Genomic DNA, 26,380 nt, shown 5'->3' with positions numbered 1-26,380 from the left:
GTGAAGAAGATGTTACAAGAACAGCGAAAAGATGCGACAATGCGGATTATCAGTGAAAAGATTAAAACCTTTTCTCGAGTAGAGAAGGCTTTTTATGGGAGTATTGTCTTATCTGGCTTGACCTTAGCGATTGGGATTGTCTTTATGCAGACAAGGCTCTTACAGGTACAAGCACAAATGGCTCATGTTAATCAAGAAATTAACAATAAGCAAGTGGAGATTGATGATGCGGAGCAGGCAGTTAATGAATTGATTCGGGATTCAAGGCTCTTAGAAATTGCTGAAAAAGCAGGACTCACCTATAATAATGACAATGTTGGAGTAGCAGAATAATGTCGAAACGAAAGAAACAACTTTTGCGCTATGTCTTAAAAAAACGCTATATTCCGTCGCAAAATCGTCGGAGAGTGGGGCAAAATCTCATTCTTCTGACGGTTTTCATCTTTTTTATCTTTTTGATTAACTTTGCCATCATTATTGGAACAGATAAAAAATTTGGCGTTGATTTATCAGAAGGGGCAAGAAGGGTTCATCAGACTGAAATCACAGTGCAGGCCAAACGAGGGACTATTTATGATCGAACGGGTGTTCCCATTGCAAAGGATTCGACAACCTATACTCTTTATGCGATTATTGATAAGGAGTATGTATCAGCCTTACAAGAAGTTCTCTATGTTGAAGCAAGTCAATTTAGTCGAGTAGCGCAGATTTTAAACAAGCATTTGGGTCTTGAAATGGACTATGTGATGCAGCAATTAAATCAACCGAAACTCAAGCAGGTTTATTTTGGAACCTTGGGAAAAAACATTTCATATAGCAAGATGACGGAAATCCAAAAAGAAATGGAAGCTGCTGGCATTAAGGGAATTGCCTTTAATACAAATCCTGGACGCCTCTATCCAAATGGAAACTTTGCCTCAAGCTTTATTGGTTTAGCAAATTTGGTAGAGGATGACAAAGATGGCAGTCAGAGCCTGCAAGGTCAAAGAGGAATGGAATATGCCCTCAATAGTGTTCTAGCAGGTCAGGATGGGAAGATTGTCTATGAGAAAGATAGCAGAGGTCGGATTGTTCCTGGAACGGAAAATGTGAAGGAGGCAAGTGTAGATGGTCAGGATGTTTATACAACGATTTCAGCTGTATTACAGCGTTCTCTTGAGACCAATATGGATGTCTTCTTTGGGAAAACGAATGGTAAATATGCCAATGCAACCCTAGTTTCCGCTAAGACGGGTGAAATTCTAGCAACCACGCAACGACCGACTTATAATCCAGATACCAAAGAGGGAATTGATGATAAAGACATCTTGCAACGTTCCCTTCTCTATCAAGAAAATTTTGAGCCAGGATCTACAATGAAGGTCATGACAGTTGCTGCTGCCATCGATAATGGAACCTTTGCGCCGAATGAATACTACAATCGCTCTGAAATTAAAATTGCCGATGCAACGATTCGGGACTGGGATGTGAATGCAGAGGAAATCTTTGCTCCAATGACTTTGACCTATGCGCAGGGATTTGCCCTATCTAGCAACGTTGGAATGACCATTTTGGAACAAAAGATGGGAGACGAACGTTGGCTAGATTATTTGAGTAAATTCCGCTTTGGATACCCCACTCGATTTGGCATGTCCGGTGAGGAGGCAGGGCTCTTACCAGAAGATAATGTGGTGTCTGTTGCCATGACTTCTTTTGGTCAAGGGATCTTAGCGACCCAGACTCAAATGTTACGCAGTTTTAGTGCAATTGCCAATAATGGAGTGATGTTAGAACCTAAATTTATTACGGGCTTGTATGATTCAAATACGGATTCGGTAAGGCTTGCTCAGACAGAAGTGGTAGGAAAACCTGTTTCAGAAAAAGCAGCAGCAGATACCCGCCAATACATGATTGGAGTAGGGACAGATCCAACTTTCGGAACCTTGAGAGGATCAGGAGGGCCGGTCATTCAAGTAGATGGTTACGATATTGCAGTTAAGTCAGGTACTGCCCAAATTGGTAAAGAAGATGGAACCGGTTATTTGGAGGGACCCAATGATACAATCAACTCAGTTGTTGCCATGATTCCAGCAGAAAATCCTGAATTCATTATGTATGTGACGGTTCAGCAACCAGAGAGTTGGAGTATAGCCTTTTGGAAGGATATTATTAATCCAACCCTAAAAGAGGCCATGCTGTTAAAAGATAGTTTGAATTTGACAACGCCGGCTCCTGCTTTGACGTCAGTTACCAAAGAAACAAAATATAAGCTAGACAATATTATCGGTCAGCAACCGGGTGTTACGGCTAGTAATTTGCGTCAGCAGTTGGTGCAGCCAATCATCCTTGGAAACGGTGCAGAGATTAAAAAAGTATCCGTTGAAGTTGGCTCTAATCTTTCAGCAAATCAACAGATTTTGTTACTGACAGATCGTTTTACAATTGTTCCAGATATGTATGGCTGGACCAAGGAAAATATGGATATTTTCGCCGACTGGACAGGAATTGAAGTTGAATATACTGGAAATGGATCGCGGGTAGTGGGTCAAAATGTCCCAATCGGCAAGGACTTAGAAAAGACGAAAAAAATAAAAATTAACCTAGGAGACTAATATGTATTCTGTCATCATAGCAGGACTGGTCGCCTTTGTGGCGACGATTCTGTTGATTCCGAAATTTATCAAGTTTTATCAAGCAAAACGCATCGAGGGACAGCAAACCCATGAAGATGTAAAGCAACATCAGTTTAAGGCTGGTACTCCAACTATGGGTGGGACGGTGTTTTTGGCAGTAGCCATTGTTGTGACCTTCCTTGTTGCCTTGCTGTCTCAAATGCTGACAGGAGCAGTTTTAGCTATTTTGTTTATTTTATTGCTATATGGAATTGTTGGTTTCTTAGATGATTTCCTAAAGATTTTTCGCAGGGTTAATGAGGGATTAAATCCTAAGCAGAAACTGGCCTTGCAGCTTCTAGGTGGGATTGTCTTTTACCTAGTTCACATGCAGGGTACAGGAGGCGGTACGCTAAATGTCTTGGGCTATCCTCTCCATCTTGGGATTTTCTATGTTGGTTTTGTCCTTTTTTGGCTGGTTGGTTTTTCCAATGCGGTTAATCTCACGGACGGAATTGATGGCTTATCTTCGATTTCTGTGGTGATTAGTCTGTCGGCTTATTCGGTCATTGCCTTTGCTGAGGGACAATTTGATATTTTATTGGTCTGTGTGACTATGATTGGCGCCTTGTTAGGTTTTTTCTACTACAATCACAAACCAGCTAAAATTTTCATGGGGGATGTAGGAAGCCTTGCTCTTGGTGGGATGCTTGCAACGATTTCTATTGCACTTCATCAAGAATGGACCTTGCTTTTTATTGGACTTGTGTATGTAATCGAGACTTCTTCGGTTATGCTTCAGGTGAGCTATTTCAAATATACCAAGAAAAAATTTGGCGAAGGTAGGAGAATTTTCCGTATGACTCCTTTCCATCACCATTTGGAATTGGGAGGACTAACAGGTCGCGGTGAAAAATGGAGTGAATGGAAGGTCGATTTCTTCTTGTGGGGAGTTGGTCTAGTCATGAGCTTAGTGACCCTTGCCATCTTATATTTCTAATACCTAGTCAGTATCAAACAGCAGTCAAATGCTGTTTTTTTTGGTATAATAAGGGGAAGTAGAAAAAAGAGGATCTTATGAAATTTACAGAACTGACTTTAAAACCTTATATTCAAGAAGCACTGAAAGAAATTGGCTTTGTCACGGCAACGGAAGTTCAGGAACGCTTGATTCCCATCGTTTTATCTGGCCGTGACTTGGTCGGCGAATCAAAAACAGGATCTGGTAAGACCCATACTTTCTTGATTCCTATCTTTCAACAATTACAAGAAGATTTGGATCAAGTGCAGGCAGTGATTACTGCGCCATCACGGGAACTTGCTACACAGATTTACCAAGCGGCACGCCAAATTGCCCTTTGTTCTGAGACAGAGATTCGTGTGGTCAACTATGTTGGAGGAACAGACAAGCAACGCCAGATTGATAAGTTGCAGGCCAATCAGCCACATATTGTTATTGGTACGCCGGGACGAATCTATGACTTGGTAAAATCAGGAGATTTAGCCATCCATAAGGCGACGACTTTTGTGGTTGATGAAGCGGATATGACCCTTGACATGGGATTTTTGGAAACAGTAGACCGCATTGCTTCGAGCTTGCCAGCAAACTTGCAGTTCATGGTCTTTTCAGCGACGATTCCACAGAAATTACAGCCCTTCTTAAAGAAATATTTAAGCAATCCAGTAATGGAGCAAATCAAGACACAAACGGTCATTTCAGATACTATTGAAAATTGGCTGATTTCAACAAAGGGGCGGGATAAAAATGCTTTAATCTTGGAGCTGACGAAGCTCATGCAGCCTTATCTTGCGATGATTTTTGTCAATACCAAGACACGGGCAGATGAATTACATAGCTATTTAACAGCGAATGGTCTGAGGGTGGCCAAGATTCATGGGGATATTCCACCACGTGAACGCAAGCGAATCATGAATCAGGTTAAAAATCTAGAATATGAATACATCGTTGCCACTGACTTAGCGGCGCGTGGTATTGATATTGAAGGGGTCAGCCATGTCATCAATGATGCGATTCCACAGGATTTGTCTTTCTTTGTTCACCGTGTAGGACGGACTGGTCGAAATGGTTTGTCAGGAACAGCCATTACCTTGTATCAACCGAGTGATGATGCAGACATTCGTGAACTGGAGAAACTCAATATCCGTTTTGTCCCTAAAATGATGAAAGACGGAGAGTTTCAAGATACCTATGATCGTGATCGCCGCGTGAACCGTGAAAAATCAAGGGAAAAATTAGACCTTGAAATGATTGGTTTAGTTAAGAAGAAAAAGAAAAAAATTAAGCCAGGCTATAAGAAGAAGATTCAGTGGGCAGTTGATGAAAAACGACGTAAAACGAAGCGTATGGAAAATCGCGCTAAGGGACGAGCAGAGCGTAAGGCTAAGCGCCAGACTTTCTAGGACGATGTTAAAATAAAATAGGAAGATATATGTTACAAATACTATTAGGGCTATATATTAAAAGCCTATTGATTGCAACAGTCTTGGTTATCCTTGTCAGTGTTGGATGGTTTTTACTCCGCCTCCTCAAGAAAAAAGACAAAACGCTCCAAGAACGCCAAGAGGTTCTCTTTGATTTATTAATTATCAATGTTATGACCATTCCCATTTTATCATTTGGGATTGTCGGCATTTTGTTGATGATGAGAGTATAAGTATAAGAAAGAAGGAAAATAGATGTACGATACCATTATTATTGGAGCAGGTCCAGCAGGAATGACCGCAGCTTTATATGCTGCTCGTAGCAATTTAAAAGTAGCTCTTTTAGAACGTGGAATTTACGGTGGGCAGATGAATAACACTGCTGAGATTGAAAATTATCCAGGTTACGATAATATTAGTGGACCAGAATTGGCTGAAAAAATGTTTGCACCCCTTGATAAATTTGGTGTAGAGCATCTTTTTGGTCAGGTCGTTCGTGTGGAGACAGATGGACCTGTCAAACGGGTTGTGACAGAAGACACAACCTTGGAAGCCCATACGATTGTTCTTGCGATGGGGGCAAAACATCGTTTGCTAGGAGTACCTGGTGAAGACACCTACAATAGCCGTGGTGTGTCTTATTGTGCAGTCTGTGACGGAGCCTTTTTCCGTGGTCAGGACTTGTTAGTTGTTGGTGGTGGTGATTCTGCCGTTGAGGAAGCCCTTTTCTTGACTCAGTTTGCCAATACTGTGACTATTGTTCACCGACGTGATGAATTACGTGCCCAAAAAGTTATCCAAGAACGTGCCTTTGCCAATGAAAAGATTCAGTTTATCTGGGACAGCGTTGTCGAAGAAATCAAGGGTGATGACATCAAGGTACAAGAAGTCTTGATAAAAAATGTGAAGACAGGCCAAGTAACAACTCATGCCTTTGGTGGTGTATTTATTTATGTTGGTCTTGATCCAATGACAGAAGCAGTCCTTGATTTAGGAATTACCGATGAGCAAGGTTGGGTTGTGACAGATGAGCAAATGGCTACTCGCCAATCAGGAATTTTTGCAATCGGCGATATTCGTCAAAAACAATTGCGTCAAATTACAACAGCTGTTGGGGATGGAGCAATCGCTGGTCAAGAGGTCTACCACTATATCACAGACCATGTGAAGTAAGGGAGAAGTTATGTTTCATATCTATGATATTCAGAAAAAACCAGAAGGAATCTCCTTTGAAGAGACCCTTGAACTCTCTGGTGAGTTAATGGAACGAAATACAGATATCTTAGCTCTTTCACCGATTAGAGTGACAGGCCGAGTGAGTTTTGAAGCAGGACTCTTTCTTTTGAATTATCAAATGGCCTATGACATTACCCTTGCTTCAAGTCGTTCAATGAAACCAGTTGTGCTCTCGGAGGACTTTTCTGTTGACGAAATCTTTGTAGCGAATGAACAAGTACTGAAAGACCAAGATTTGGTGGAAGAGGATTTGGTGCTTGTCGTTGAAGAAGATACCATTGTGCTAGCTGAAAGTGTAGCTGATAATATCTTATTGCACATTCCACTCAAGGTATTGACACCTGAAGAAGCAGCTGGAGAGGATCTCCCGTCAGGAAACAATTGGACGGTCATGACAGAAGAGAGTTATGCGGCAGCAACTCAAGAGAAAAAAGAAGCAAGCAGTCCCTTTGCCCAATTACAAGGACTTTTTGAGGAAGAATGAAATTGACAGAAAATTGGAAAAATCTTGTCAATGGGTCGATTTCATTGTATAATGAAAAGGATATTAAGAAATAGGAGTAGAATATTCATGACAAAAGCAAATTTTGGTGTTGTAGGAATGGCCGTGATGGGTCGCAACCTCGCACTTAACGTAGAATCAAGAGGGTATACTGTTGCGATTTACAACCGTTCAGCAGACAAGACAGAAGATGTTGTGGCAAGCAATCCAGGTAAAAAATTGGTGCCAAGCTATGATGTTGAAAGTTTTGTTCAGTCTATTGAAAAACCACGCCGTATCATGCTCATGGTGCAGGCTGGTCCTGGAACAGATGCGACCATCCAAGCCCTTCTTCCTCATTTGGATCAAGGAGATATCTTAATTGACGGTGGAAATACCTTCTATGAAGATACAATTCGTCGCTCAAAAGAGTTGGCTAATTCCGGTATCAACTTCATCGGAACAGGTGTATCAGGTGGTGAAAAAGGAGCTCTTGAAGGACCTTCTATTATGCCAGGGGGTCAAAAAGAAGCCTATGACTTGGTAGCAGATGTCCTAGAAGAAATTTCTGCTAAAGCTCCTGAAGACGGTGCACCATGTGTGACTTACATCGGTCCAGACGGTGCTGGTCACTATGTGAAGATGGTTCACAACGGTATCGAGTATGGGGATATGCAGTTGATTGCAGAAAGCTATGATTTGATGCAACACTTGCTAGGACTTTCTGTAGAGGAAATGGCAGACATCTTCACTGAATGGAATAAGGGTGAGCTGGATAGCTATCTCATTGAAATTACAGCAGACATTTTAAAACGCAAGGATGATGAGGGCCAAGATGGACCAATCGTTGACTACATTTTAGATGCCGCTGGAAACAAAGGAACTGGTAAGTGGACAAGTCAATCATCTCTTGACTTGGGTGTCCCATTGTCACTGATTACAGAATCTGTCTTTGCCCGTTATATCTCAACCTACAAAGAAGAACGTGTACATGCTAGCAAGATTTTGCCAAAACCAGCTGCTTTCCAATACGAAGGAGACAAGGCTGAGTTGATTGAAAAAATTCGTCAAGCTCTTTACTTCTCAAAAATCATGTCGTATGCTCAAGGCTTTGCCCAACTGCGTGTAGCGTCTAAAGAAAATAATTGGAATCTTCCATTTGGTGAAATCGCAAAAATCTGGCGTGCGGGCTGTATCATTCGTGCACGTTTCTTGCAAAAGATTACGGATGCCTATGGTCGCGATGAAGACCTTGCTAACCTTCTCTTGGATGAATACTTCCTTGATGTGACAGCTAAATACCAACAAGCTGTTCGTGATGTGGTGACCTTGGCAGTTCAAGCAGGTGTTCCTGTGCCAACCTTCTCAGCAGCGATTACCTACTTTGATAGCTACCGTGCTGAAAATCTACCAGCTAACCTCATCCAAGCGCAACGTGACTACTTTGGAGCCCACACTTATGAGCGCAAAGATAAAGAAGGAATCTTCCATTATTCATGGTATGATGAAAAATAAGATATGGTAAAAAAAATCTTAATTGCAGGTCGGGAGCGCAATCTATCTCATTTTGTGTCCATGGAGTTGCAAAAAAAAGACTACTTGGTGGACTATGCTTCAACAGGAAAAGAAGCGCTTCTGCTTGCCCATGAGACGGATTTTGATTTGATTCTCATGAGTTTTCAGCTGTCAGACATGTCAAGCCATGATTTGGCGACTGAATTGTTGACAATCAAACCGTCAATGGTCATGATTGTTGTCGTGGATAGTGAGGATGCGAAAGAGCATGGTGTTGCGATTCAACGCTATGCGGTTTCCTATATTATCAAGCCCTTTGTCATTAGTGATTTGGTTGATCAGGTGACGTCTATCTTTAGAGGGCGGGATTATATTGATGAACATTGTAAACAAGTCAAGCTCCAAGCAGCTTATCGTGATGTAAAGATTGATTTTCAAAATCGCACGGTGACCCGTGGCCGAGAACCAATCAATCTGACCCGTCGTGAATATGATCTTCTTGCGACCTTGATGAATAGTCAAGAAATTCTAACTCGTGAGCAATTGCTAGAACGAGTTTGGAAGTATGAAGCAGCAGCAGAAACCAATGTCGTGGATGTCTATATACGCTATCTGCGTGGAAAATTAGACTTGCCAGGTCAAGAATCCTATATTAAAACAATTCGCGGTGTTGGTTACGCCATGCGAGAAGAATAAATGAGGAAGGTTGGATAAAAGTCCAGCCTTTCTTGGTTTATGAGAGAATCAAAATATAGTGATGTATGGATACTCATACTTATCAAAAATACTATAGTGAATTGAATAAAAATTAGGACATCGTTATACTCTATAAAAATCAACATCTGACTAGGCAACGAAATCGTAGCTAGAACTGAAGTTCAGCAAGGTGAGTTAACGACGTCAGACTTTGATTTTTGACGAGTATAAGTCGCTTTGCTTCAATAGTCCAGTAGACTGTTGAAGGTTGGAAATAGGGATTATGGAGTAATCCTCAATTAACGCCAGTTCTATCTGCAACTCCTTACCTTGTCCTATTCCTTTCTCCATCCACTATACTATCGAGCTTCCTTGAATAGGATTTCCTTGACATCACGATTGTCGATGTTATATAAGGTGCCTTCTGATATGCAAAGAGGCTAAATTATGCTATGATAAAGAAAATATGGATGAAAAGGAAATGAAAAGATGAAGAAAAGTTCGTTTACAGAGAAACTATTATTGATAAGCTTTGCGGCTTTGGTTTTATTGGCAGTACTGAATTATTCGGATATTTATAGTAGCATTAAGGTCTTGCTATCTAGTATGCATGCCTTGTTTATCGGAGCTATTTTCGCTTTTATTCTCAATGTTCCGATGAAAAAATTGGAAGATATGATTGAAAAAGTGTCTTTTTTGCGAAAAAGTAAGCGGACACTCGCTATTATTGGGGTTTTAATTGCTTTTATCTTGATTGTCACAGGAGTAGTCGTCATTATCTTACCGACCTTAGTCACGACGGTATCACAATTAGTCACGGTTACCAATCAAGCGATTCCGCAGCTGATTGCTACCTTGCAGGACAGTGGATTTCTATCAAACAAGTTGGGAAGTCAGCTGAACACCTATGTCACTCAGTTTACAGACTGGTCGAAGTTGTCAGGTTTTGCGACAGCTTTCCTTGCAGGATTAGCCAATAATGTGACTGGTATCTTTTCAAATGTATTGACCTTAATTATGGCTTTCTTTTTTACTCTGAGTATTCTAGGTAGTAAAGAGCAGCTACAAGATATGACTGTTAAGTTACTCCAAGCAGCTTTTCCAGAAAAAGTTGTTCGTGTGATTGCTTACATTGGAGAAGTCATTGTAGAGACCTATGATCGCTTTTTGATGAGTCAGATTGTTGAGGCCGTGATTATCGGTTTACTCGTTTTTGTCAGTTATTCGCTCTTTTCCATTCCATACGCTGGGATGGCAGGGATTTTATCGGGTGTCTTATCTTTTGTGCCTTATATTGGTCCGCTTTCTGCCTGCCTTATTAGTGCCTTATTTGTGTCGGTTCAAAATCCTTGGCTGGCCTTATGGTCTGTTGTGTTATTCCAAATTATCCAGTTAATTGAGGGAAATGTCATCTACCCTCGTGTAGTCGGGCAATCTGTTGGTTTGCCAACCTTGTTTACTTTGGCAGCTGCTTTAATTGGTGGAAATCTATTTGGACTCTTAGGTATGGTCTTTTTCACGCCAATTTTTGCGGTGATTTATCGTCTTGTCAAAGAATGGACCTATGCAAGACTAGAAGCGAAAGAAGCTGAGGGGCAAACGGTTAAGCAAATGGAATAAGAGAGTATTAAAAATTAAATCAGCAGTAGAGCAAGTCGTAGCTTGCTCTCTTTGCTTATCCCATGAAATATGATACAATGAAGTGATAATGATAAAATGGGAGAAGTAGCATGCGTTGCCCGAAATGTACCAGTATAAAATCCAGTGTTGTTGACAGTCGTCAGGCAGAAGATGGCAATACCATTCGCCGCAGAAGAGAGTGTGAGCAGTGTGGTTACCGTTTTACCACCTATGAGCGAGTAGAAGAAAAAACCTTGGTTGTTGTTAAGAAGGATGGGACTCGTGAACAATTTTCCCGTGAGAAAATTTTCAACGGGATTATTCGTTCTGCCCAAAAACGCCCAGTATCCAGTAGTGAAATTGAAGAGGTTGTTAGCCGAATTGAACAAAGAGTGCGTGCCCATAGTGATAGCGAAGTTGAGAGTGATTTGATTGGGAATCTGGTCATGGAAGAATTGGTCGAATTGGACGAGATTACCTATGTTCGGTTCGCTTCTGTTTATCGTTCTTTTAAAGATGTCGGTGAACTGGAAAACCTGCTCAAACAAATTACCAAGGGTAGTAAGGCTAGAAGATAGGACAAAAAATGAAACCAAATGATCTCTATTCTTACATCCGAAAAAATGTGGTGAGTCCGAATTGGCTGAGTTTTATTCTTTGTTATCAACCGATTATTGGCTTAGAAGCAGCGGCAGTCTATCAATTTTTGTGGGCTAGCTATGACCATGGTGCAGGTAAATACCCACTTAGTCGTATTCTGAATCATGTGAATATGGGAATTCCTCATTTAGAACAGACACTAGATGTTCTTGGAGCCATGCAACTGTTAGCCATTTATCAGAAAGGTGATAGCTATGTTTTTCGCTTAGCAGAACCGCTAGCCAAAGAAGATTTTCTTGACAATCCCCTGTATCAAAAACTATTGGCTAAGAAAATTGGTGAGCCAGCTGTTGAGGAACTCATTGTGTCTAAACCAGTAACTGACACGGAAGTGACTAAATCATTTTCAGACGTCTTTAGTATGACGGGAGATATTCCCCTAAAACCCTTCCAAAATTCAAGTTTTGATTTACAGGCTTTCAAAACCATGATGGCGCGTGATCAGTTGCGTTTTCAAAATGAAAGAGATGATGTTATTGCCTTGTATCATTTGGCAGAAAAAAATGGTTGGGATTGGACGCAGACCTATACTATCGCAAAAGAGACTGCAAATGGTCAGGTGATTAGGGTCAACCGGATGGAGCAAAAGGTTGAAGTAAAACCAGTTGTTGTGACGGGGTTGACTAAGCAAGAACAAGCTATTGTTCGAGAGAGTCGTGCAAAAACTGCTCTTGAATTTTTAACGCTCTTAAAAGAAACACGTCATGCGACAGTAACGATGTCAGAGCGTAAGTGCTTGCAGCAATTAGTCGATTTGGGCTTGCTGGATGAGGTGATCAATGTGATTGTTCTCTATACTTTTAACAAGATTGACTCAGCCAATTTACAGGAAGCCTATGCCTTAAAGTTGGGGAATGATTTTTCCTATAAGCAGATTAGGAGTGCGGAACAGGCTGTCCAACATTTACGAGATAGTAAGGGACAGGGCCGTAAGAAACAGGATGCTCCTGCTAAAAAAAGCAATGTGCCTGAATGGAGCAAGCAAGAAGTGAAAACCGAGCGGACTGAGCAAGGACAGGCAGAACTGGCTGCACTCTATCGTGAATTAGAGGCTATGGAAACGAAAGGAGAGGGATAGATGAAGGCTGTTCAAGACAAGGTACCACAGGGCGCTGGACCGGGGAGAAAATCTTACCAAGAACTCTATCAAGAGATTGTCCAAGATAAGGAAGTAGCTGATTTTATCCGTCAGCACCAGTTATCAGAGGATGTAGTGACACGGTCAATTTCAAAGTTCTTTGAATATGTAACAGAGCGCAATAAGTTTTTGCGTAAAGATGCGTCCTACGTTGCAGTGGGTTACCAACCTGTTCTTGTGATGAATGCAGGCTATGCAGATGTTTCTTATTTAGAAACGCCAGAATTGGTGGAATATCGCAAGGCAGAGGCGGTTAAAAATCGTATTCAGCTCATCAATCTCCCTGCTAGTTTAAAAAATATTACGATTGCAGATATTGATCTCAAGGATGAAAATCGTGTAGAAGTTGCTAAAGCCATTACGGAATTTGTCAAGCAGGCAGGTCAGGACAATAAGGGCTTGTATCTCTATGGCAATTTTGGGGTTGGAAAGAGTTATCTCATGGCCTTTTTAGCCAATCTTTTATCCAAGACCCACCAACTATCAACCACTATGTTGCATTACCCAACTTTTGTAGTTGAAATCAAAAATGCCATTGGCGAAGGGTTGGTCAAGGAGAAAATTGATGCCACTAAAACGGCACAAGTATTGATTTTAGATGATATTGGTGCCGAGCAACATAGTTCGTGGGTACGTGATGATGTATTGCAGGTCATCTTGCAACACCGTATGCAGGAAAATTTACCGACCTTTTTCACCTCGAATTTTTCCTTTGCAGATTTAGAACGTCATTTTGCTGCTGGTCGCTCAGGTGATGAAACCTGGCAGGCCAAGCGTGTAATGGAACGCATTCGATTCTTGGCAACTGAATTACAACTAGGAGGAGTGAACCGCAGATGAATGAAACCATTGATTTGATGTTATCCCATAGTTCTGTTCGTCGATTTACGGAAGAAGCTATTTCAGAAGAACATTTACAAGCAATCATCAGCGCAGGACGTGCAGCTTCGACATGGAAGAATTTTCAGTCGTATTCCATTATTGTTGTGCGTTCAAACGAGAAAAAAGAAGCACTTCATGCTCTGACTCCTCAGCCTGCGATTTTACAGGCCGATACGATTTTGCTCTTTGTAGGAGATCATTATCGTGCTAGTAAGGCAGCTGAATTGCATCAATCTGATTTCGATGCGAAAGGCCCAGAAAATCTTTTGATTTCATCGGTTGATGCGGCATTAGCTGGGCAAAACAGTCTCCTAGCAGCTGAAAGTTTGGGCTACGGAGGTGTATTTATTGGAATGATTCGCCACGTAGCCTGCGAGGTAGCAGCTCTCTTTAAGTTACCAGACTACACCTATCCTATTTTCTGTATTGCTTTAGGAAAACCAAACCAGCATTTTCCTGTTAAACCGCGTTTACCTCATGACGCCATTGTCTTTCAGGAAGAATATAAGGAACAGGGACTAGAGACGGTTCTTGCTTATGATCAAATTCAATCAGACTATGCAGGAGCTAGACAGAAAGAAACCTGGTCGGAACGTCTGGTCGCTCAGTTTGGTCAAGCAGAGCAGGAAAGCACGAAAACACTTTTGAAAGAAAAACACTTATTGTAGAAAAGGAGGAGCAATGGCTCTACCAACTATTGCCATCGTGGGACGTCCCAACGTTGGAAAATCAACCTTATTTAATCGGATTGCTGGTGAACGCATTTCCATCGTAGAAGATGTGGAAGGTGTCACTCGTGACCGAATTTATGCAACGGCTGAATGGCTCAACCGTCATTTCAGTATCATTGACACAGGGGGAATTGATGATGTCGATGCACCCTTTATGGAGCAAATCAAGCATCAGGCAGAAATTGCCATGAGTGAGGCGGATGTCATCGTCTTTGTTGTATCTGGAAAAGAAGGTGTGACAGATGCGGATGAATATGTTGCCAAAATCCTATATAAGACTAATAAACCAGTTATTTTAGCAGTGAACAAGGTCGATAACCCTGAAATGCGTAGCGATATTTATGATTTCTATGCCTTGGGCTTAGGAGATCCTTACCCAGTATCATCGGTTCATGGAATTGGAACAGGTGATATTTTGGATGCCATTGTGGAAAATCTTCCAGCAGAGCTTGAAGAAGAAAATCCAGATATGATCAAGTTCAGCTTGATTGGGCGTCCAAATGTTGGGAAATCTAGTCTGATTAACGCTATTTTGGGAGAAGAACGCGTGATTGCGAGTCCCGTTGCAGGTACGACTCGAGATGCGATTGATACAGTTTTTACAGATAGCGAAGGTCAAGAATTTACCATGATTGACACAGCCGGTATGCGTAAATCTGGAAAAATCTATGAGAATACGGAGAAATACTCTGTCATGCGTGCTATGCGTGCCATTGACCGCTCTGATGTGGTTCTCATGGTTCTGAATGCTGAAGAAGGAATTCGTGAGTATGATAAGCGGATTGCTGGTTTTGCTCATGAAGCAGGAAAAGGAATCATTATTGTTGTCAATAAGTGGGATACCCTTGAAAAAGATAATAAGACCATGCAGAATTGGGAAGCAGACATTAGAGATCAGTTCCAGTATCTCTCTTATGCACCGATTATCTTTGTGTCAGCTCTGACCAAACAACGTTTGCATAAATTGCCTGCCATGATTAAGCAAATTAGCGAAAGTCAGCAGACGCGGATTCCGTCTGCGGTCTTGAACGATGTGATCATGGACGCCATTGCCATCAATCCAACACCAACTGACAAGGGTAAGCGCCTCAAGATTTTTTATGCAACCCAAGTGGCAACCAAGCCACCTACCTTTGTCATTTTTGTCAATGAAGAAGAGCTCATGCATTTCTCTTATCTCCGTTTCCTTGAAAATCAAATCCGTAAAGCCTTTATCTTTGAAGGAACACCGATTCATCTGATTGCCCGCAAGCGGAAATAATCCTAGTCAGGAGCTGTCATGTTGCAAGAGCTCATCTTTTTTACAATCAATTATATCTTAGTGAGATTATCTAAACAGTTGCTGAATGGCAATGCTGCGACGTATGTGCCCTTTTCATGGAGGTACTAGGCGAGTTTGTGTGCCTATGCCTACCTCGTCCTCATTACAGTATTTGTAGGTATTCTAGGTATCAATGCAATGATTTCCCTGCTAGCAGGGCTTCAATTGGGCTTAGTAATGGTGTTGGGCTTATCCGTCTGTTTAGCCCTTGTCTGTTGCCGATTATTGCTGACCTATGGCAAAAAGCTAGCCGATGATACCTGCTATTATCGAGCGATGTGGAAAAAGAAGAATGATAGATAGACTGCCAAATACAATTGAAGCGGACATTTCCTATTTCCTTCAATTAGAGCAGTAATATAGTGGATTGAGAACTGAATATGGACTAAGAGCTGTGTAAAAAAGAGACGCAGATGTTCCAGCTTTAGCTGGTTACAGCTGAGGCTCCCTTTAGTGGGGACGCAGATGTCCAACTTTAGCTGGTTATAGCTGAGGCTCCCTTTAGGGACAAATCTCGTTGATTGCAAGCCAACCTGCTTCGATTTCCTATTTTGTCTAGGAGTTGCTTAACGCCCTCGTATCTTATGAAACTGAACACGGGCTAAGCACTGTGTGAAAAAGATAAGTCTTCCTAGCTCCAAAGGTATAGTATACCTTTGGAGGTGAGTGATAGGAGTTTGCAGAGCAAACTCTCCTTTGGCTCTTCGCCAGACTTTCTATTTTCACTTTGTGCTTTATACACTCTTGTATCTTATGAAGGAATAGGACAAGGCAAGGAGCTGCAGATAGAGCTGGCGTTAATTGAGGATTACTCCATAATCCCTATTTCCAACCTTCAACAGTCTACTGGACTATTGAAGCAAAGCGACTTATACTCGTCAAAAATCAAAGTCTGACGTCGTTAACTCACCTTGCTGGACTTCAGTTCTAGCTACGATTTCGTTGCCTAGTCAGATTTTGATTTTTATAGAGTATAACGATGTCCTAATCTTTATTCAATTCACTATAAAAAGTAAACCCAAAACCGAGCTGGTCGTTCCACCTCGGTTCTTTTATCGGTTCATTTTGCGGCTTTTACAAACAAAACGGAATACGGATGAAAAATGAAAAGCCTCTCCTTTAATGTATTGGGGAAAGTATGCTATAATGAAGAGATAAGATAAAGGAGTTTATATGGGTCGATTGATGCCGGGGCGGATTCGCCAAGAAGGAATCTTGCTCTATGAAACAGGACAAGTAGAGGTAAAACAGGTAGATGATAGGCAACTCTTTTTGCGAATTGCTGAAGAGGATTTTTGCTATACCCTAGATGAGACGAATCTTTCTTGCAGTTGTCACTTGTTTTCGCAAAAGGGCTACTGTCAGCACTTGGCAGCTGCCGAATATTTTTTAAAAAATGATATTGAAGGAAAACTCCTAGAAGAAGAACTTTCAACAGACCAAGTAGAACATGAGGAAACCATACGCAGAACCTATTTTGGTGGCTTATTTTTAGATGATTTACTGGCTTCGGATAAAGGGGGAGGTATTCGCTATCGTCTAGCCATAGAAGGTCAACTACTCCTCTTTGATACCAATATCGATTGGAGCTTGAAAATTGAACGTTTGCCAGATCAACGGAGCTATGTAATCCGTGATATTGGAGCATTTTTACAGGCTGTAAAAAAGGGAGGATACTACCAAATTGGTAAAAATTACTATGAGCCTCTCGTTTTTCAACAGTTTGATGTGGCAAGCCAAGATGTACTAGAGTTTTTATGGCAACTTATTCCAGATAAAAAAGTGGGTGATTTGGATATGTTAGTCCATTATGGTCGCCATCTGCGCCTACCGCTAGCCTGTTTTGAAGAAGGACTTGATCTCTTTATGCAGTTGGAATCCTTTGCATTTCAGCACGATATGACAAGTTATTCTGAACTGCACCTGTTGGCCTTTGATGAAAGAGCCGAATGTTACCAATTCACAGTGGTGGTGCATCAGTATATGATTGAATTGCAGATTCTAGAAAGACCTTTTAGAGAACTCTTTAATGGTCGCTACCTTTTAGTAGAAAATCGCCTCTACCAAGTTGATCGCAAGCAAGAGCAGATTCTGAGTTCTCTCAAAGGAGTACAAGCTGATGAGGCAGGAATGAAATCAGTCCAGTTTGATTTTCAAGATCAGGAACGCCTAGCTCTTAGTCTCTTGGCATTACAATTGGTTGGGAAGGTTAAGGCTCCTAAGCGCTTTATCATTCGTGATTTTAAACCGGCATTTGAATTATCCGTGCAAGATGAGGACGAGATTGTGCTTCAATTGATTCTGGAATTTGAGCAAGGGAAGGTCAGAACGCTGACAGAATTACAGTCCCTCCCCTTCTCTTATCATTTTCAACATTTGGAAATGGTAGAAAAAGCAATCCGAGAGGCTGGTTTTAGCGGACGTTTTACTGCTTGCCATCCAAGATTAAATGGAGAAGAATGGTACAAATTTTTCAGTCAGACTGTAGCCAAGTTAAGGGCCTTGGGTCAGGTACATTTATCAAAGGACTTGGAGGATCGTCTCATTGAGATGAAGCCGCAGATTACAGTAGCAACAGGTGGTTCCTTGCTGGATATTTCCTTTGATTTTGCTGGAATATCAGAAGCCGAAATCGATCAAGTAGTGACCGCCTTGTTAGAAGATGCAACGCATTTTACTAGTCAGACTGGAAAAGTCGTCATCTTTGATGAGGAGACGAAAAAAATTAGTCGCACCTTGCAGGAATTACGGGCTCGCCATACGTCAGCAGGACATCTGGAACTCAATCGCTTTGCTTCTTATCAGTTGGCGCAAGTATGGGAACATCAGTCTGGGATTCAATTTTCAAAAGACTTTCAGCAGTTAGCCTATGATCTGGCCCATCCAGAATCGTTTGCCCTACCTGAATTGCAGCTAAATGCTTCCTTACGGGAGTATCAGCAATTAGGAGTTAAATGGATGTCTATGCTGGATTACCATGGTTTTGGTGGAATTTTGGCTGATGATATGGGCTTGGGAAAGACCTTGCAGACCATTGCTTTTTTAACTAGCCATCTGGAGGAAGATTCCAAGGTTCTCATCCTAGCTCCTTCAAGCCTTATCTATAATTGGCAGAGCGAGTGTCAGACATTTGCGCCTGATTTAGATATTACTGTAGCCTATGGGACTAAGGAAAAACGAGAAGAGCAGATTCGTGGCGGACATCAGATTGTAATTACGAGCTACCATTCCTTCCGACAAGATATCGAATGGTATCAAGAGACTCGCTACGATTATCTCATCTTAGACGAAGCGCAAGTCATGAAAAATGCTCAAAGTAAGATTGCCCAGTTGTTGCGCAATTTTGAAGTTGGGAATTGCTTTGCTCTATCAGGGACACCAATTGAGAATCATTTGTCGGAATTATGGTCTATTTTTCAAATTGTCTTACCAGGTCTATTGCCAGGAAGAATGGAATTTACCAAACTCTCAGCAACAGAAGTGGCACGCCTGATTAAGCCGTTTATCCTCAGACGGAAAAAAGAAGATGTCTTGCTTGAACTGCCAGACTTGCTCGAAATGACGGTCTTAAATGAGTTGACAGATGAGCAGAAAGTGGTTTATCTAGCCCAGCTCAAACAAATGCAGTCTCGGATTGCCAGTGCGAGCGATGAGGAGATTCAGCAGAACAAAATCGAAATTCTAGCGGGCATTACCAGATTGCGACAAATCTGTGATACCCCAAGTCTCTTTATGGATGATTATCAGGGAGAAAGTGGCAAACTCGAAAGCCTAAGAGAATTGCTTCGTCAACTCAAAGAAGGCAATCACCGGGTTTTGATTTTCTCACAATTTAGGAATATGCTAGATAGAATTGAGAGGGAAGTAGAGGAACTTGGCTTGACCAGTTATAAATTGACGGGGTCAACTCCAGCCCATCTTCGTCAGGAAATGACAACAGCTTTTAATGCAGGCAGTCGCGATATTTTTCTTATTTCGCTCAAAGCAGGTGGTGTCGGACTGAATCTGACAGGAGCAGATAGCGTGATTCTAGTGGATCTATGGTGGAATCCAGCTGTTGAAGCTCAAGCCATTAGTCGTGCTCACCGCATGGGGCAAACTGAAAAAGTGGAATGCTATCGCCTGATTACACGTGGCACCATTGAAGAAAAAATCCAGGCCCTACAAGAAAGCAAGAAGAATCTTGTAACCACTGTCCTAGACGGTAATGAAAGTCGGGCCAGCATGACAGTAGACGATATCCGAGAGATTCTAGGAATAGTGCAGTAGAATAGGCTGATAAGTTGATTTTAAAGGGAACGTTCAGCTCTTGTTGATTGCTTGATTCTTGTTAGAATGGCTGTTTTCAGGGGGTGGATTAAAGAATGAACCTTGCAACTGAAAAGGGAAAAAGATAGTCAAAGACTAGAAGGTATGGTATAATAATCGATTGAAAGGAATATCTTATGATGAGAATGCAGACTAGATTTCCATTAGTAGCTGACGATGAGTTAATAGTGGGAGAAAATCCTGAGATGAGATTGTACGATGAAGGGGATCTTATCAGCAATATTAGGGGACCTTATCAGGAAAGAGAATTTGTTCAAGAAGGCAGCCCATATCCTATTCAGAACGAGCCTAAGGCAGAGGATAGTTTATTGCCTCCCCTTTTTGAAGCAAAACCGAGCCTGTACTCTCGAAAAGATCGCTATCAAAAGCCTGTTTCAAAAACGCCGATTAAAACACAAGGCCAGTTGGCGCGTGAAATGGCACGTGAAGATTTGAAGAAAAAACGTTCAGCTTCGTATCTCCATCAAGAAAAGCCACATCCCGTTACACCAACAAAACAACAGGTAACAGCTCCTTTGGTTGAAAAAAAGGTACCACATTTAACAAAGTTAGCGAATCGCTTGCGCCAGACCGATTACATTTTAGCAGATATGCCTGCTGTCTATCCTTTGAAGAAGGAAGAAAGAGGGCAAGAGCGACCAATTGCTAAAAATTCGTATGACTTTTTAAAGAAAAGCCAGGTCTACAATTACCCAGATCGCAAGGTTCAACGAGAACGTCAATTGGCACAAGAACTAAACCTAACACACATGGAAGAAGGATTGGAATGACAAAAACCTATCATTTTATTGGAATCAAAGGCTCGGGGATGAGTGCCTTGGCTTTACTCTTACATCAAATGGGACATAAGGTTCAAGGAAGTGATGTAGAAAAGTATTATTTTACCCAACGTGGTCTTGAACAGGCAGGAATTGAGATTTTACCATTTAGTGAGGACAATATCACAGCAGATGTTGAACTTATTGCTGGAAATGCCTTTCGCCCAGATAATAATGTAGAGATTGCCTATGCGGATGCACAGGGGTTCTCCTATAAACGCTATCATGAATTTTTAGGACAATTCATGCGGAATTTTACCAGCTTTGGAGTGGCAGGAGCGCATGGAAAAACTTCTACAACCGGTCTCTTGGCGCATGTTATGCGCAACATCACAGATACCAGTTATTTGATTGGAGATGGAACTGGTCGCGGTTCAGAAAATGCTCAATACTTTGTTTTTGAGTCAGACGAATACGAACGTCATTTCATGCCCTATCATCCAGAATACAGTATCATTACAAACATTGACTTTGACCACCCTGACTACTTTACCAGTTTAGAGGATGTCTTTCATGCCTTTGATGATTACGCAAAGCAAGTACAACAAGGCTTGTTTGTGTATGGTGAGGATGAGCAGCTCCGTCGTATTACTGCGACTGCACCGATTTATTACTATGGCTTCAATGAGGATAATGATTTTGTAGCCTACGATTTACAACCCTCAACGGCAGGATCGCAATTCAAGGTGCGCCATGCCGGAAAAGAATTGGGACAGTTTCAAATTCCAACCTTTGGTCGCCACAATGTCTTGAATGCAACAGCTGTGATTGCGAATCTATTTGTGGCAGGATTTGACTTGAACTTGGTGGCAGAACACCTGAAAACTTTTGGTGGAGTAAAGCGTCGCTTTACAGAAAAGATTGTCAATAACACTGTGATTATTGATGACTTTGCTCATCATCCAACAGAAATTGTCGCAACGCTTGATGCAGCTCGTCAAAAATACCCAAGTAAAGAAATCGTAGCTATTTTCCAACCGCATACCTTTACACGAACCATTGCCTTGTTGGACGAATTTGCCCTTGCTTTAAGTGAAGCAGATGCTGTCTACCTAGCGCCAATCTATGGGTCAGCCCGGGAAACAGATAATGGCCAAGTAAAAGTAGAAGATTTGGCAGAAAAAATCAACAAAAAAGGTGGGATCGTAACAGTTGAAAATACTTCTCCACTCTTAGACCATAACAATGCCGTTTATGTATTTATGGGGGCAGGAGATATTCAGTCTTACGAATATTCATTTGAACGTCTATTATCCAATCTTTCCAATAACGTTCAATAAAATACAGAGGCTGAGACCGAGTACTCAACCTCTTCCTTTTTGTCCGTCTTAACGAGTAGAATGGGACAATTTCATTTAGGTATGGTGTATAAAGGAGAAGGAATGAAAATTCGACATGCACGATTAGCAGATCTGGAACAGGTTCATCAGATTGAACAGGCTAATTTTAGTCCAGAAGAACAAATCGCAAAAGATGTCTTAAGATTTTATCTGGAGCAGGAGACTATGACCTGTCTTGTTATGGAAGATGACGGCAACCTAGCAGGTTATATTTTGGCACTTCCGACAGTACATGCTACCGTAACAGATGACTTATTTGAGCGAAAGAAAAAGGTGGAGGCTTCCTGTTCTCATCTAGCTATCGTGAGCCTTTCGGTCGCAGAAGACTATAAAGGGCAAGGAGTAGGAACGCTTTTACTGGCAGCTATCAAAGAGATTGCAGTACAGGGCGGTTATGAAGGTATTAGCCTAACCTGTAAAGATTATCTACTTTCTTACTATAGTATGTACCAATTTGAAGATTTAGGGGTATCCGAATCTCAGTTTGGTGGTATGGTCTGGTACGATATGTATTGGAGGAATCCCTCACCTAGTAGACATGCTTGATTTTGTTAGTGTTTTAAGATATAATGTCTTGTAACCGTTTGAAAGGAGCTTTATTGTGGCAAACGATTCACATAAAAATGACACGCAATCATCCAGCTTTCGAGACAAGATTTTGCGTGATTTAGAAGAAATAAAAAACCAGACAGATTCAGAGAAAGAATTAAAGTCTTTAGATTCTTCCTTGTTCCCGACAGATGATGTAGTAGAGGCACTATCGACCTCTGAAACTGTTCTTCCTCATAGAGTCAATATCAAGCTACCATTAGTGATGGATGAAGACTCACACTCATTGGTGACTCGTTTTCCAAGTGAGGAAGATGCAGTAGAAGCTACTTCGCATATTTTATCTGATTTTCCTTCAGATACAGATAACCTAGCTTTTCAAGAAAGTGAAGCAGTTGAACCAAGGAATATTTTGTCTGAATCAGCTGAGGTTGAGCTAGACAGACCGAAACTTGAAGCCTCATCAGATGAGCTTGAAGATTTGACGGCGACGGTTGCCCTACCTAGAAACTCTGTAAGAGAAGTGATTAGAGAGATAGAATCTTCGCCAATATCAAGAGCAGAATTGGAGGATACGATTATTCCAACAGTCCCAAGAAAACAGGTGGAAAGTCGAACGATGCAAACTCGTCGACGTCATCACCAACGTAAAAAGCAAGATGGATTAGCTAAACGGATTGTAAAAGTGGTGGTTGTCACTGTGTTGCTCTTGTTACTGTTGACAGGGGTTACAGGCTACTTCTATTTGAAATCAAGCTTAGAACCGGTTAATGCACAAGCAACTGAAATAACTCAAATAGAAATCCCAGAAGGATCTTCCACAAAAGAAATCGCTAAGATTCTGGAAGAGAATCGCTTGATTAAGAATGCGACTGTCTTTACCTACTATTCAAAACTCAAGAGTTTTAATAATTTCCAAAGTGGATTTTATAATTTGAGTCAATCTATGACTGTAGAAGAGCTCGCAAAAGCTCTACAAGAAAGTGGAACACCTACTGCGCAAGAACCAATTGCAGGAAAAGTATTGGTTGTAGAAGGTTATACGATAAAACAAATTGCTCAGGCTGTGACAGACAACGTTCACACGTCTGATAAGGAAGATAAAACCCCATTCACTGCAGAAGCCTTTCTTGAAACAGTTCAAAATGAGGCCTTCATCAATCGAATGGTTGCAACTTATCCAAAATTATTGAGCAATTTGCCAGCAGCAAATAGTGGTGTTAAGTATCGTCTAGAGGGATATCTCTTCCCAGCTACATATGAATACTCAACAAAGACGACAATAGAAGAGTTGGTTGAGCAGATGGTAGCAGCAATGGATAGTCGCTTGCAACCTTATTATGATCAATTAGCTGCAAAAGGTTTGGATGTCAATCAATTATTGACAGTAGCCTCGCTGGTTGAAAAAGAAGGATCAACAGATGAAGATCGTCGAAACATCGCAGGTGTCTTCTTTAACCGACTCAATGCTGGCATGCCTCTACAGTCTAATATTGCTATCTTGTATGCAATGGATAAGTTGGGCGAAAAGACAACCTTGAAAGAAGATGCGACGATTGACACAAACATTGATTCTCCTTATAATATTTATGTCAATGCTGGCTTAATGCCGGGACCTGTTGATAGTCCTAGTCTTTCTGCAATTGAGGCAAGCTTCGCTCCAAATAAGACAAACTATTATTTCTTCGTAGCAGATGTTACGACAGGTTCTGTTTACTTCGCAGAAACAGGCGAAGAGCATAATCAAAATGTTGAAAAATATATCAACAGTAAATTAAACAACTAGAGCAGTTGCTCGGACGAAATTATGTGGTTTTCCGCATAATTTTGTTTTCATTAAAGAATTTTAAAAGGAAGAAAAAGAAAATGGCAGAAAAAACATATCCAATGACACTTGAAGAAAAACAAAAATTGGAGAAAGAATTAGAAGAATTAAAACTCGTTCGTCGTCCTGAAATTGTCGAACGAATTAAGATTGCCCGTTCTTATGGAGACCTATCAGAAAACTCTGAGTATGAAGCAGCAAAAGACGAACAAGCCTTTGTAGAAGGGCAAATCTCCATGATTGAGACAAAAATTCGCTATGCAGAAATTGTTAATAGTGATGCAGTAGCAGCGGATGAAGTAGCAATCGGTAAAACAGTGACTATCCAAGAAGTTGGAGAAACAGATGAAGAAGTCTACCTAATTGTTGGAGCTGCAGGTGCAGATGCTTTCGCTAATAAAGTTTCAAATGAAAGCCCAATTGGTCAGGCTCTTATTGGTAAGAAAACAGGAGATACGGCAACAATTAAAACACCAGTTGGTAGCTATGATGTTAAAATTTTAAAGGTTGAAAAAACAAAATAGAAGTTGAAAGACAATCCTATCATGTTCGAAAGAGAAGATGATAGGATTTTTTTATATAAAACTCCTATTTACTTGACAAAACATACGGGGGGAGGGTAGAATTAACCTGATATTTATAAATTATAGTTTGATTATTCAAAATATTAGCTGTGTTAAGTGGGTAGAGCTTGTTTGTCAATGTGGATAGAAAGCTGGACAGGAGAGTTACGAAAGTGCAGACAGTGCAATGATATATATCTTTAATGAACGCCTCACTACTTCGTCAAGTGGAATCGAGTATGCAGAGGCCCAACTACTACAGATTTTAAAAGAACTTGATGTAGATTTTCGCATGATCTTTACTGGATGGACGAGACCATTTAGTTTGGTAGATTACTCCGATAAAATGAATTATCCAAGGGAAAATATAGTCTCTGTCTTTCATCATTTAACGGATTTACCTCTTTATCCTTCCAGTCTCCTACCTGAAGAAGTTCTTGCCCACTATCCAGATTTCGAGTTTGTCAAGCAGGAAGAAGAACGTATCTTTTATAAGTATGACCAGTTGGAGTTGATTTTTCATTTAATAGAAGATAAGGTCAATGAGGCTGTTTTAGTAAGAGATAGGCGTGTATTGCGTGTGGACTCGTATACTAGGCAGTTATCACACTCGGAGTTTTATGATAATACAGGGCGACTTACTTATATTGAATTTTATAATCAAGATGGTTCCTGTGGTTTACGGGAAACTATAAATGAGTGGGACTCAACCTTTGAAGCTTGTGATAATCGTTGGGAATCAAAACATGAGTTCATGAAGGCTTTTATGGAGCGGTTACAGTTGACTAGTTCGGACATTATCATAATGGATCGTCCTACATTTATAGACGCAGATGTTTTACCCTTTAGCGGAGCAGCAAAGGTTATTACAATGATTCATGCAGAGCATTTTATACGAGAAGTGTATCCTGAGCGACTAATTTTTAATCCTCATTATCAATATACTTTTATGAATCCTCAGTTTATAGATGTCTTTCGGGTCATGACGCAGGCTCAAAAGGAGCAACTGGAGGAACATCTTGAAAGGATAGGTATTCAAAAAAATATTGTAGTTATCCCTCCGACTTTTCTTGAAGAAGCTCCTAATGAATTAAAGAAGGAGTTGGATTACCGTTTGTTGACAGTTAGTCGTTTGGCTCCTGAGAAGCGGTTTGATCTGCTTATTCCAGCTATAGCGAGAGCTTGTCAGGAACTTCCTCAACTTCGACTGGATATTTATGGAGGTGGAGATATTCATGAAGTCCAGGATTTGATAGATTCTGTAGGAATGCAGGACAGGATTTTCCTAAAAGGACATACAGAGAATATTATGAGCTATTATTCTCAATATGATGCTTATATTAGTACCTCGCCAAGTGAATCTTTCGGACTGTCTATTTTTGAAGCCATGAGTCAGGGGTTACCATTTATCTTCCGAAATGTTCCGTACGGAAATCAAGAAGCATGGAATCAGAATGGTTTGTTGGTTGAAGGTGAGACAGACGATGAGGTGATAGAAAATACGGCAAACGCTATTGTGCAATTCTATAGGGAAGACCGTCATGCAGAGTATCAGCAAAATAGCTTATCAAAAGCAAAACAATATAGTAAAGAAATCATAAAACAAAAGTGGAAGGAACTTTTAGAAACAATCTAAAATGGAG

23 protein-coding genes are annotated in these 26,380 nt (G+C 41.0%); all 23 read left to right on the top strand.

Going from position 1 to position 26,380, the window contains the following annotated elements; all coding sequences use genetic code 11:
- The first annotated feature begins 9 nt into the window (after nt 1–9).
- The 23 genes from ftsL (at nt 10) to J5M87_RS07615 (ending at nt 26,373) form a co-directional block, all read left to right on the top strand.
- Nucleotides 10–333: a cell division protein FtsL gene (ftsL, locus tag J5M87_RS07725; RefSeq protein WP_154608323.1), complete on the top strand. Its 324-nt coding sequence runs from the start codon at nt 10–12 to the stop codon at nt 331–333.
- Nucleotides 333–2,591, top strand: a complete 2,259-nt coding sequence (gene pbp2x, locus J5M87_RS07720) for a penicillin-binding protein PBP2X (protein WP_154608322.1) — start codon at nt 333–335, stop codon at nt 2,589–2,591. Before ftsL ends, pbp2x begins: the two co-directional genes overlap by 1 nt.
- 1 nt (nt 2,592) lies before the next feature.
- A complete protein-coding gene (mraY, locus tag J5M87_RS07715; protein ID WP_154608321.1) occupies nt 2,593–3,591 on the top strand; it encodes a phospho-N-acetylmuramoyl-pentapeptide-transferase in 999 nt (332 codons plus the stop codon).
- Between the two features lie 77 nt (nt 3,592–3,668).
- Nucleotides 3,669–5,012: a DEAD/DEAH box helicase gene (locus J5M87_RS07710; RefSeq protein ID WP_154608320.1), complete on the top strand. Its 1,344-nt coding sequence runs from the start codon at nt 3,669–3,671 to the stop codon at nt 5,010–5,012.
- A gap of 29 nt (nt 5,013–5,041) precedes the next feature.
- The gene (locus tag J5M87_RS07705; protein ID WP_154608319.1) at nt 5,042–5,266 is read left to right on the top strand and encodes a DUF4059 family protein; all 225 of its coding nucleotides are present in this window, start codon (nt 5,042–5,044) and stop codon (nt 5,264–5,266) included.
- 22 nt (nt 5,267–5,288) lie between these two features.
- A complete protein-coding gene (trxB, locus tag J5M87_RS07700; protein WP_154608318.1) occupies nt 5,289–6,206 on the top strand; it encodes a thioredoxin-disulfide reductase in 918 nt (305 codons plus the stop codon).
- A gap of 10 nt (nt 6,207–6,216) precedes the next feature.
- Nucleotides 6,217–6,753, top strand: a complete 537-nt coding sequence (locus J5M87_RS07695) for a YceD family protein (RefSeq protein WP_154608317.1) — start codon at nt 6,217–6,219, stop codon at nt 6,751–6,753.
- A gap of 87 nt (nt 6,754–6,840) precedes the next feature.
- Nucleotides 6,841–8,265, top strand: a complete 1,425-nt coding sequence (gene gndA, locus J5M87_RS07690; protein ID WP_154608316.1) for an NADP-dependent phosphogluconate dehydrogenase — start codon at nt 6,841–6,843, stop codon at nt 8,263–8,265.
- A 3-nt stretch (nt 8,266–8,268) separates the two neighbouring features.
- Nucleotides 8,269–8,961 (top strand): response regulator transcription factor, encoded by a 693-nt coding sequence (locus J5M87_RS07685; protein ID WP_154608315.1) that lies wholly within the window; start codon nt 8,269–8,271, stop codon nt 8,959–8,961.
- 489 nt (nt 8,962–9,450) lie between these two features.
- Nucleotides 9,451–10,581, top strand: coding sequence for an AI-2E family transporter (locus J5M87_RS07680; RefSeq protein ID WP_154608314.1), 1,131 nt, complete (start codon nt 9,451–9,453; stop codon nt 10,579–10,581).
- Nucleotides 10,582–10,691: 110 nt separating this feature from the next.
- Nucleotides 10,692–11,159, top strand: coding sequence for a transcriptional regulator NrdR (gene nrdR, locus J5M87_RS07675; RefSeq protein ID WP_067086351.1), 468 nt, complete (start codon nt 10,692–10,694; stop codon nt 11,157–11,159).
- 8 nt (nt 11,160–11,167) lie between these two features.
- Complete coding sequence (locus J5M87_RS07670; protein ID WP_154608313.1) at nt 11,168–12,319, top strand: replication initiation and membrane attachment family protein; 1,152 nt, start codon at nt 11,168–11,170, stop codon at nt 12,317–12,319.
- Nucleotides 12,320–13,219: a primosomal protein DnaI gene (gene dnaI, locus J5M87_RS07665; protein ID WP_154608312.1), complete on the top strand. Its 900-nt coding sequence runs from the start codon at nt 12,320–12,322 to the stop codon at nt 13,217–13,219.
- Nucleotides 13,216–13,929 carry an NADPH-dependent oxidoreductase gene (locus J5M87_RS07660; RefSeq protein WP_154608311.1) on the top strand — a complete coding sequence of 238 codons (714 nt, stop codon included), beginning with the start codon at nt 13,216–13,218 and terminating at the stop codon, nt 13,927–13,929. The genes dnaI and J5M87_RS07660 overlap by 4 nt, the downstream gene beginning before the upstream one ends.
- Before the next feature lie 13 nt (nt 13,930–13,942).
- Entirely contained in the window at nt 13,943–15,253 is a 1,311-nt protein-coding gene (der, locus tag J5M87_RS07655; protein WP_154608310.1) for a ribosome biogenesis GTPase Der, read from the top strand.
- 135 nt (nt 15,254–15,388) lie between these two features.
- Nucleotides 15,389–15,616: a hypothetical protein gene (locus J5M87_RS07650; RefSeq protein ID WP_154608309.1), complete on the top strand. Its 228-nt coding sequence runs from the start codon at nt 15,389–15,391 to the stop codon at nt 15,614–15,616.
- 870 nt (nt 15,617–16,486) lie between these two features.
- Nucleotides 16,487–19,582, top strand: coding sequence for a DEAD/DEAH box helicase (locus tag J5M87_RS07645; protein ID WP_154608308.1), 3,096 nt, complete (start codon nt 16,487–16,489; stop codon nt 19,580–19,582).
- Nucleotides 19,583–19,758: 176 nt separating this feature from the next.
- Nucleotides 19,759–20,412: a hypothetical protein gene (locus J5M87_RS07640; RefSeq protein WP_154608307.1), complete on the top strand. Its 654-nt coding sequence runs from the start codon at nt 19,759–19,761 to the stop codon at nt 20,410–20,412.
- Nucleotides 20,409–21,740: a UDP-N-acetylmuramate--L-alanine ligase gene (gene murC, locus J5M87_RS07635; RefSeq protein WP_154608306.1), complete on the top strand. Its 1,332-nt coding sequence runs from the start codon at nt 20,409–20,411 to the stop codon at nt 21,738–21,740. The genes J5M87_RS07640 and murC overlap by 4 nt, the downstream gene beginning before the upstream one ends.
- 102 nt (nt 21,741–21,842) lie before the next feature.
- Nucleotides 21,843–22,346: a GNAT family N-acetyltransferase gene (locus J5M87_RS07630; RefSeq protein ID WP_154608305.1), complete on the top strand. Its 504-nt coding sequence runs from the start codon at nt 21,843–21,845 to the stop codon at nt 22,344–22,346.
- 55 nt (nt 22,347–22,401) lie between these two features.
- Entirely contained in the window at nt 22,402–24,135 is a 1,734-nt protein-coding gene (gene mltG / locus J5M87_RS07625) for an endolytic transglycosylase MltG (RefSeq protein ID WP_160463239.1), read from the top strand.
- Nucleotides 24,136–24,215: 80 nt separating this feature from the next.
- The gene (greA, locus tag J5M87_RS07620; RefSeq protein ID WP_154608304.1) at nt 24,216–24,698 is read left to right on the top strand and encodes a transcription elongation factor GreA; all 483 of its coding nucleotides are present in this window, start codon (nt 24,216–24,218) and stop codon (nt 24,696–24,698) included.
- A 226-nt stretch (nt 24,699–24,924) separates the two neighbouring features.
- On the top strand, nt 24,925–26,373 hold the full coding sequence (locus tag J5M87_RS07615; protein WP_154608303.1) for a glycosyltransferase: 1,449 nt from the start codon (nt 24,925–24,927) through the stop codon (nt 26,371–26,373).
- The last annotated feature ends 7 nt before the right edge of the window (nt 26,374–26,380 follow it).

The organism is Streptococcus sp. zg-86 (assembly GCF_017639855.1).
Lineage (GTDB): Bacteria > Bacillota > Bacilli > Lactobacillales > Streptococcaceae > Streptococcus > Streptococcus zhangguiae.
This window is presented reverse-complemented; position numbering and strand designations above follow the sequence as displayed.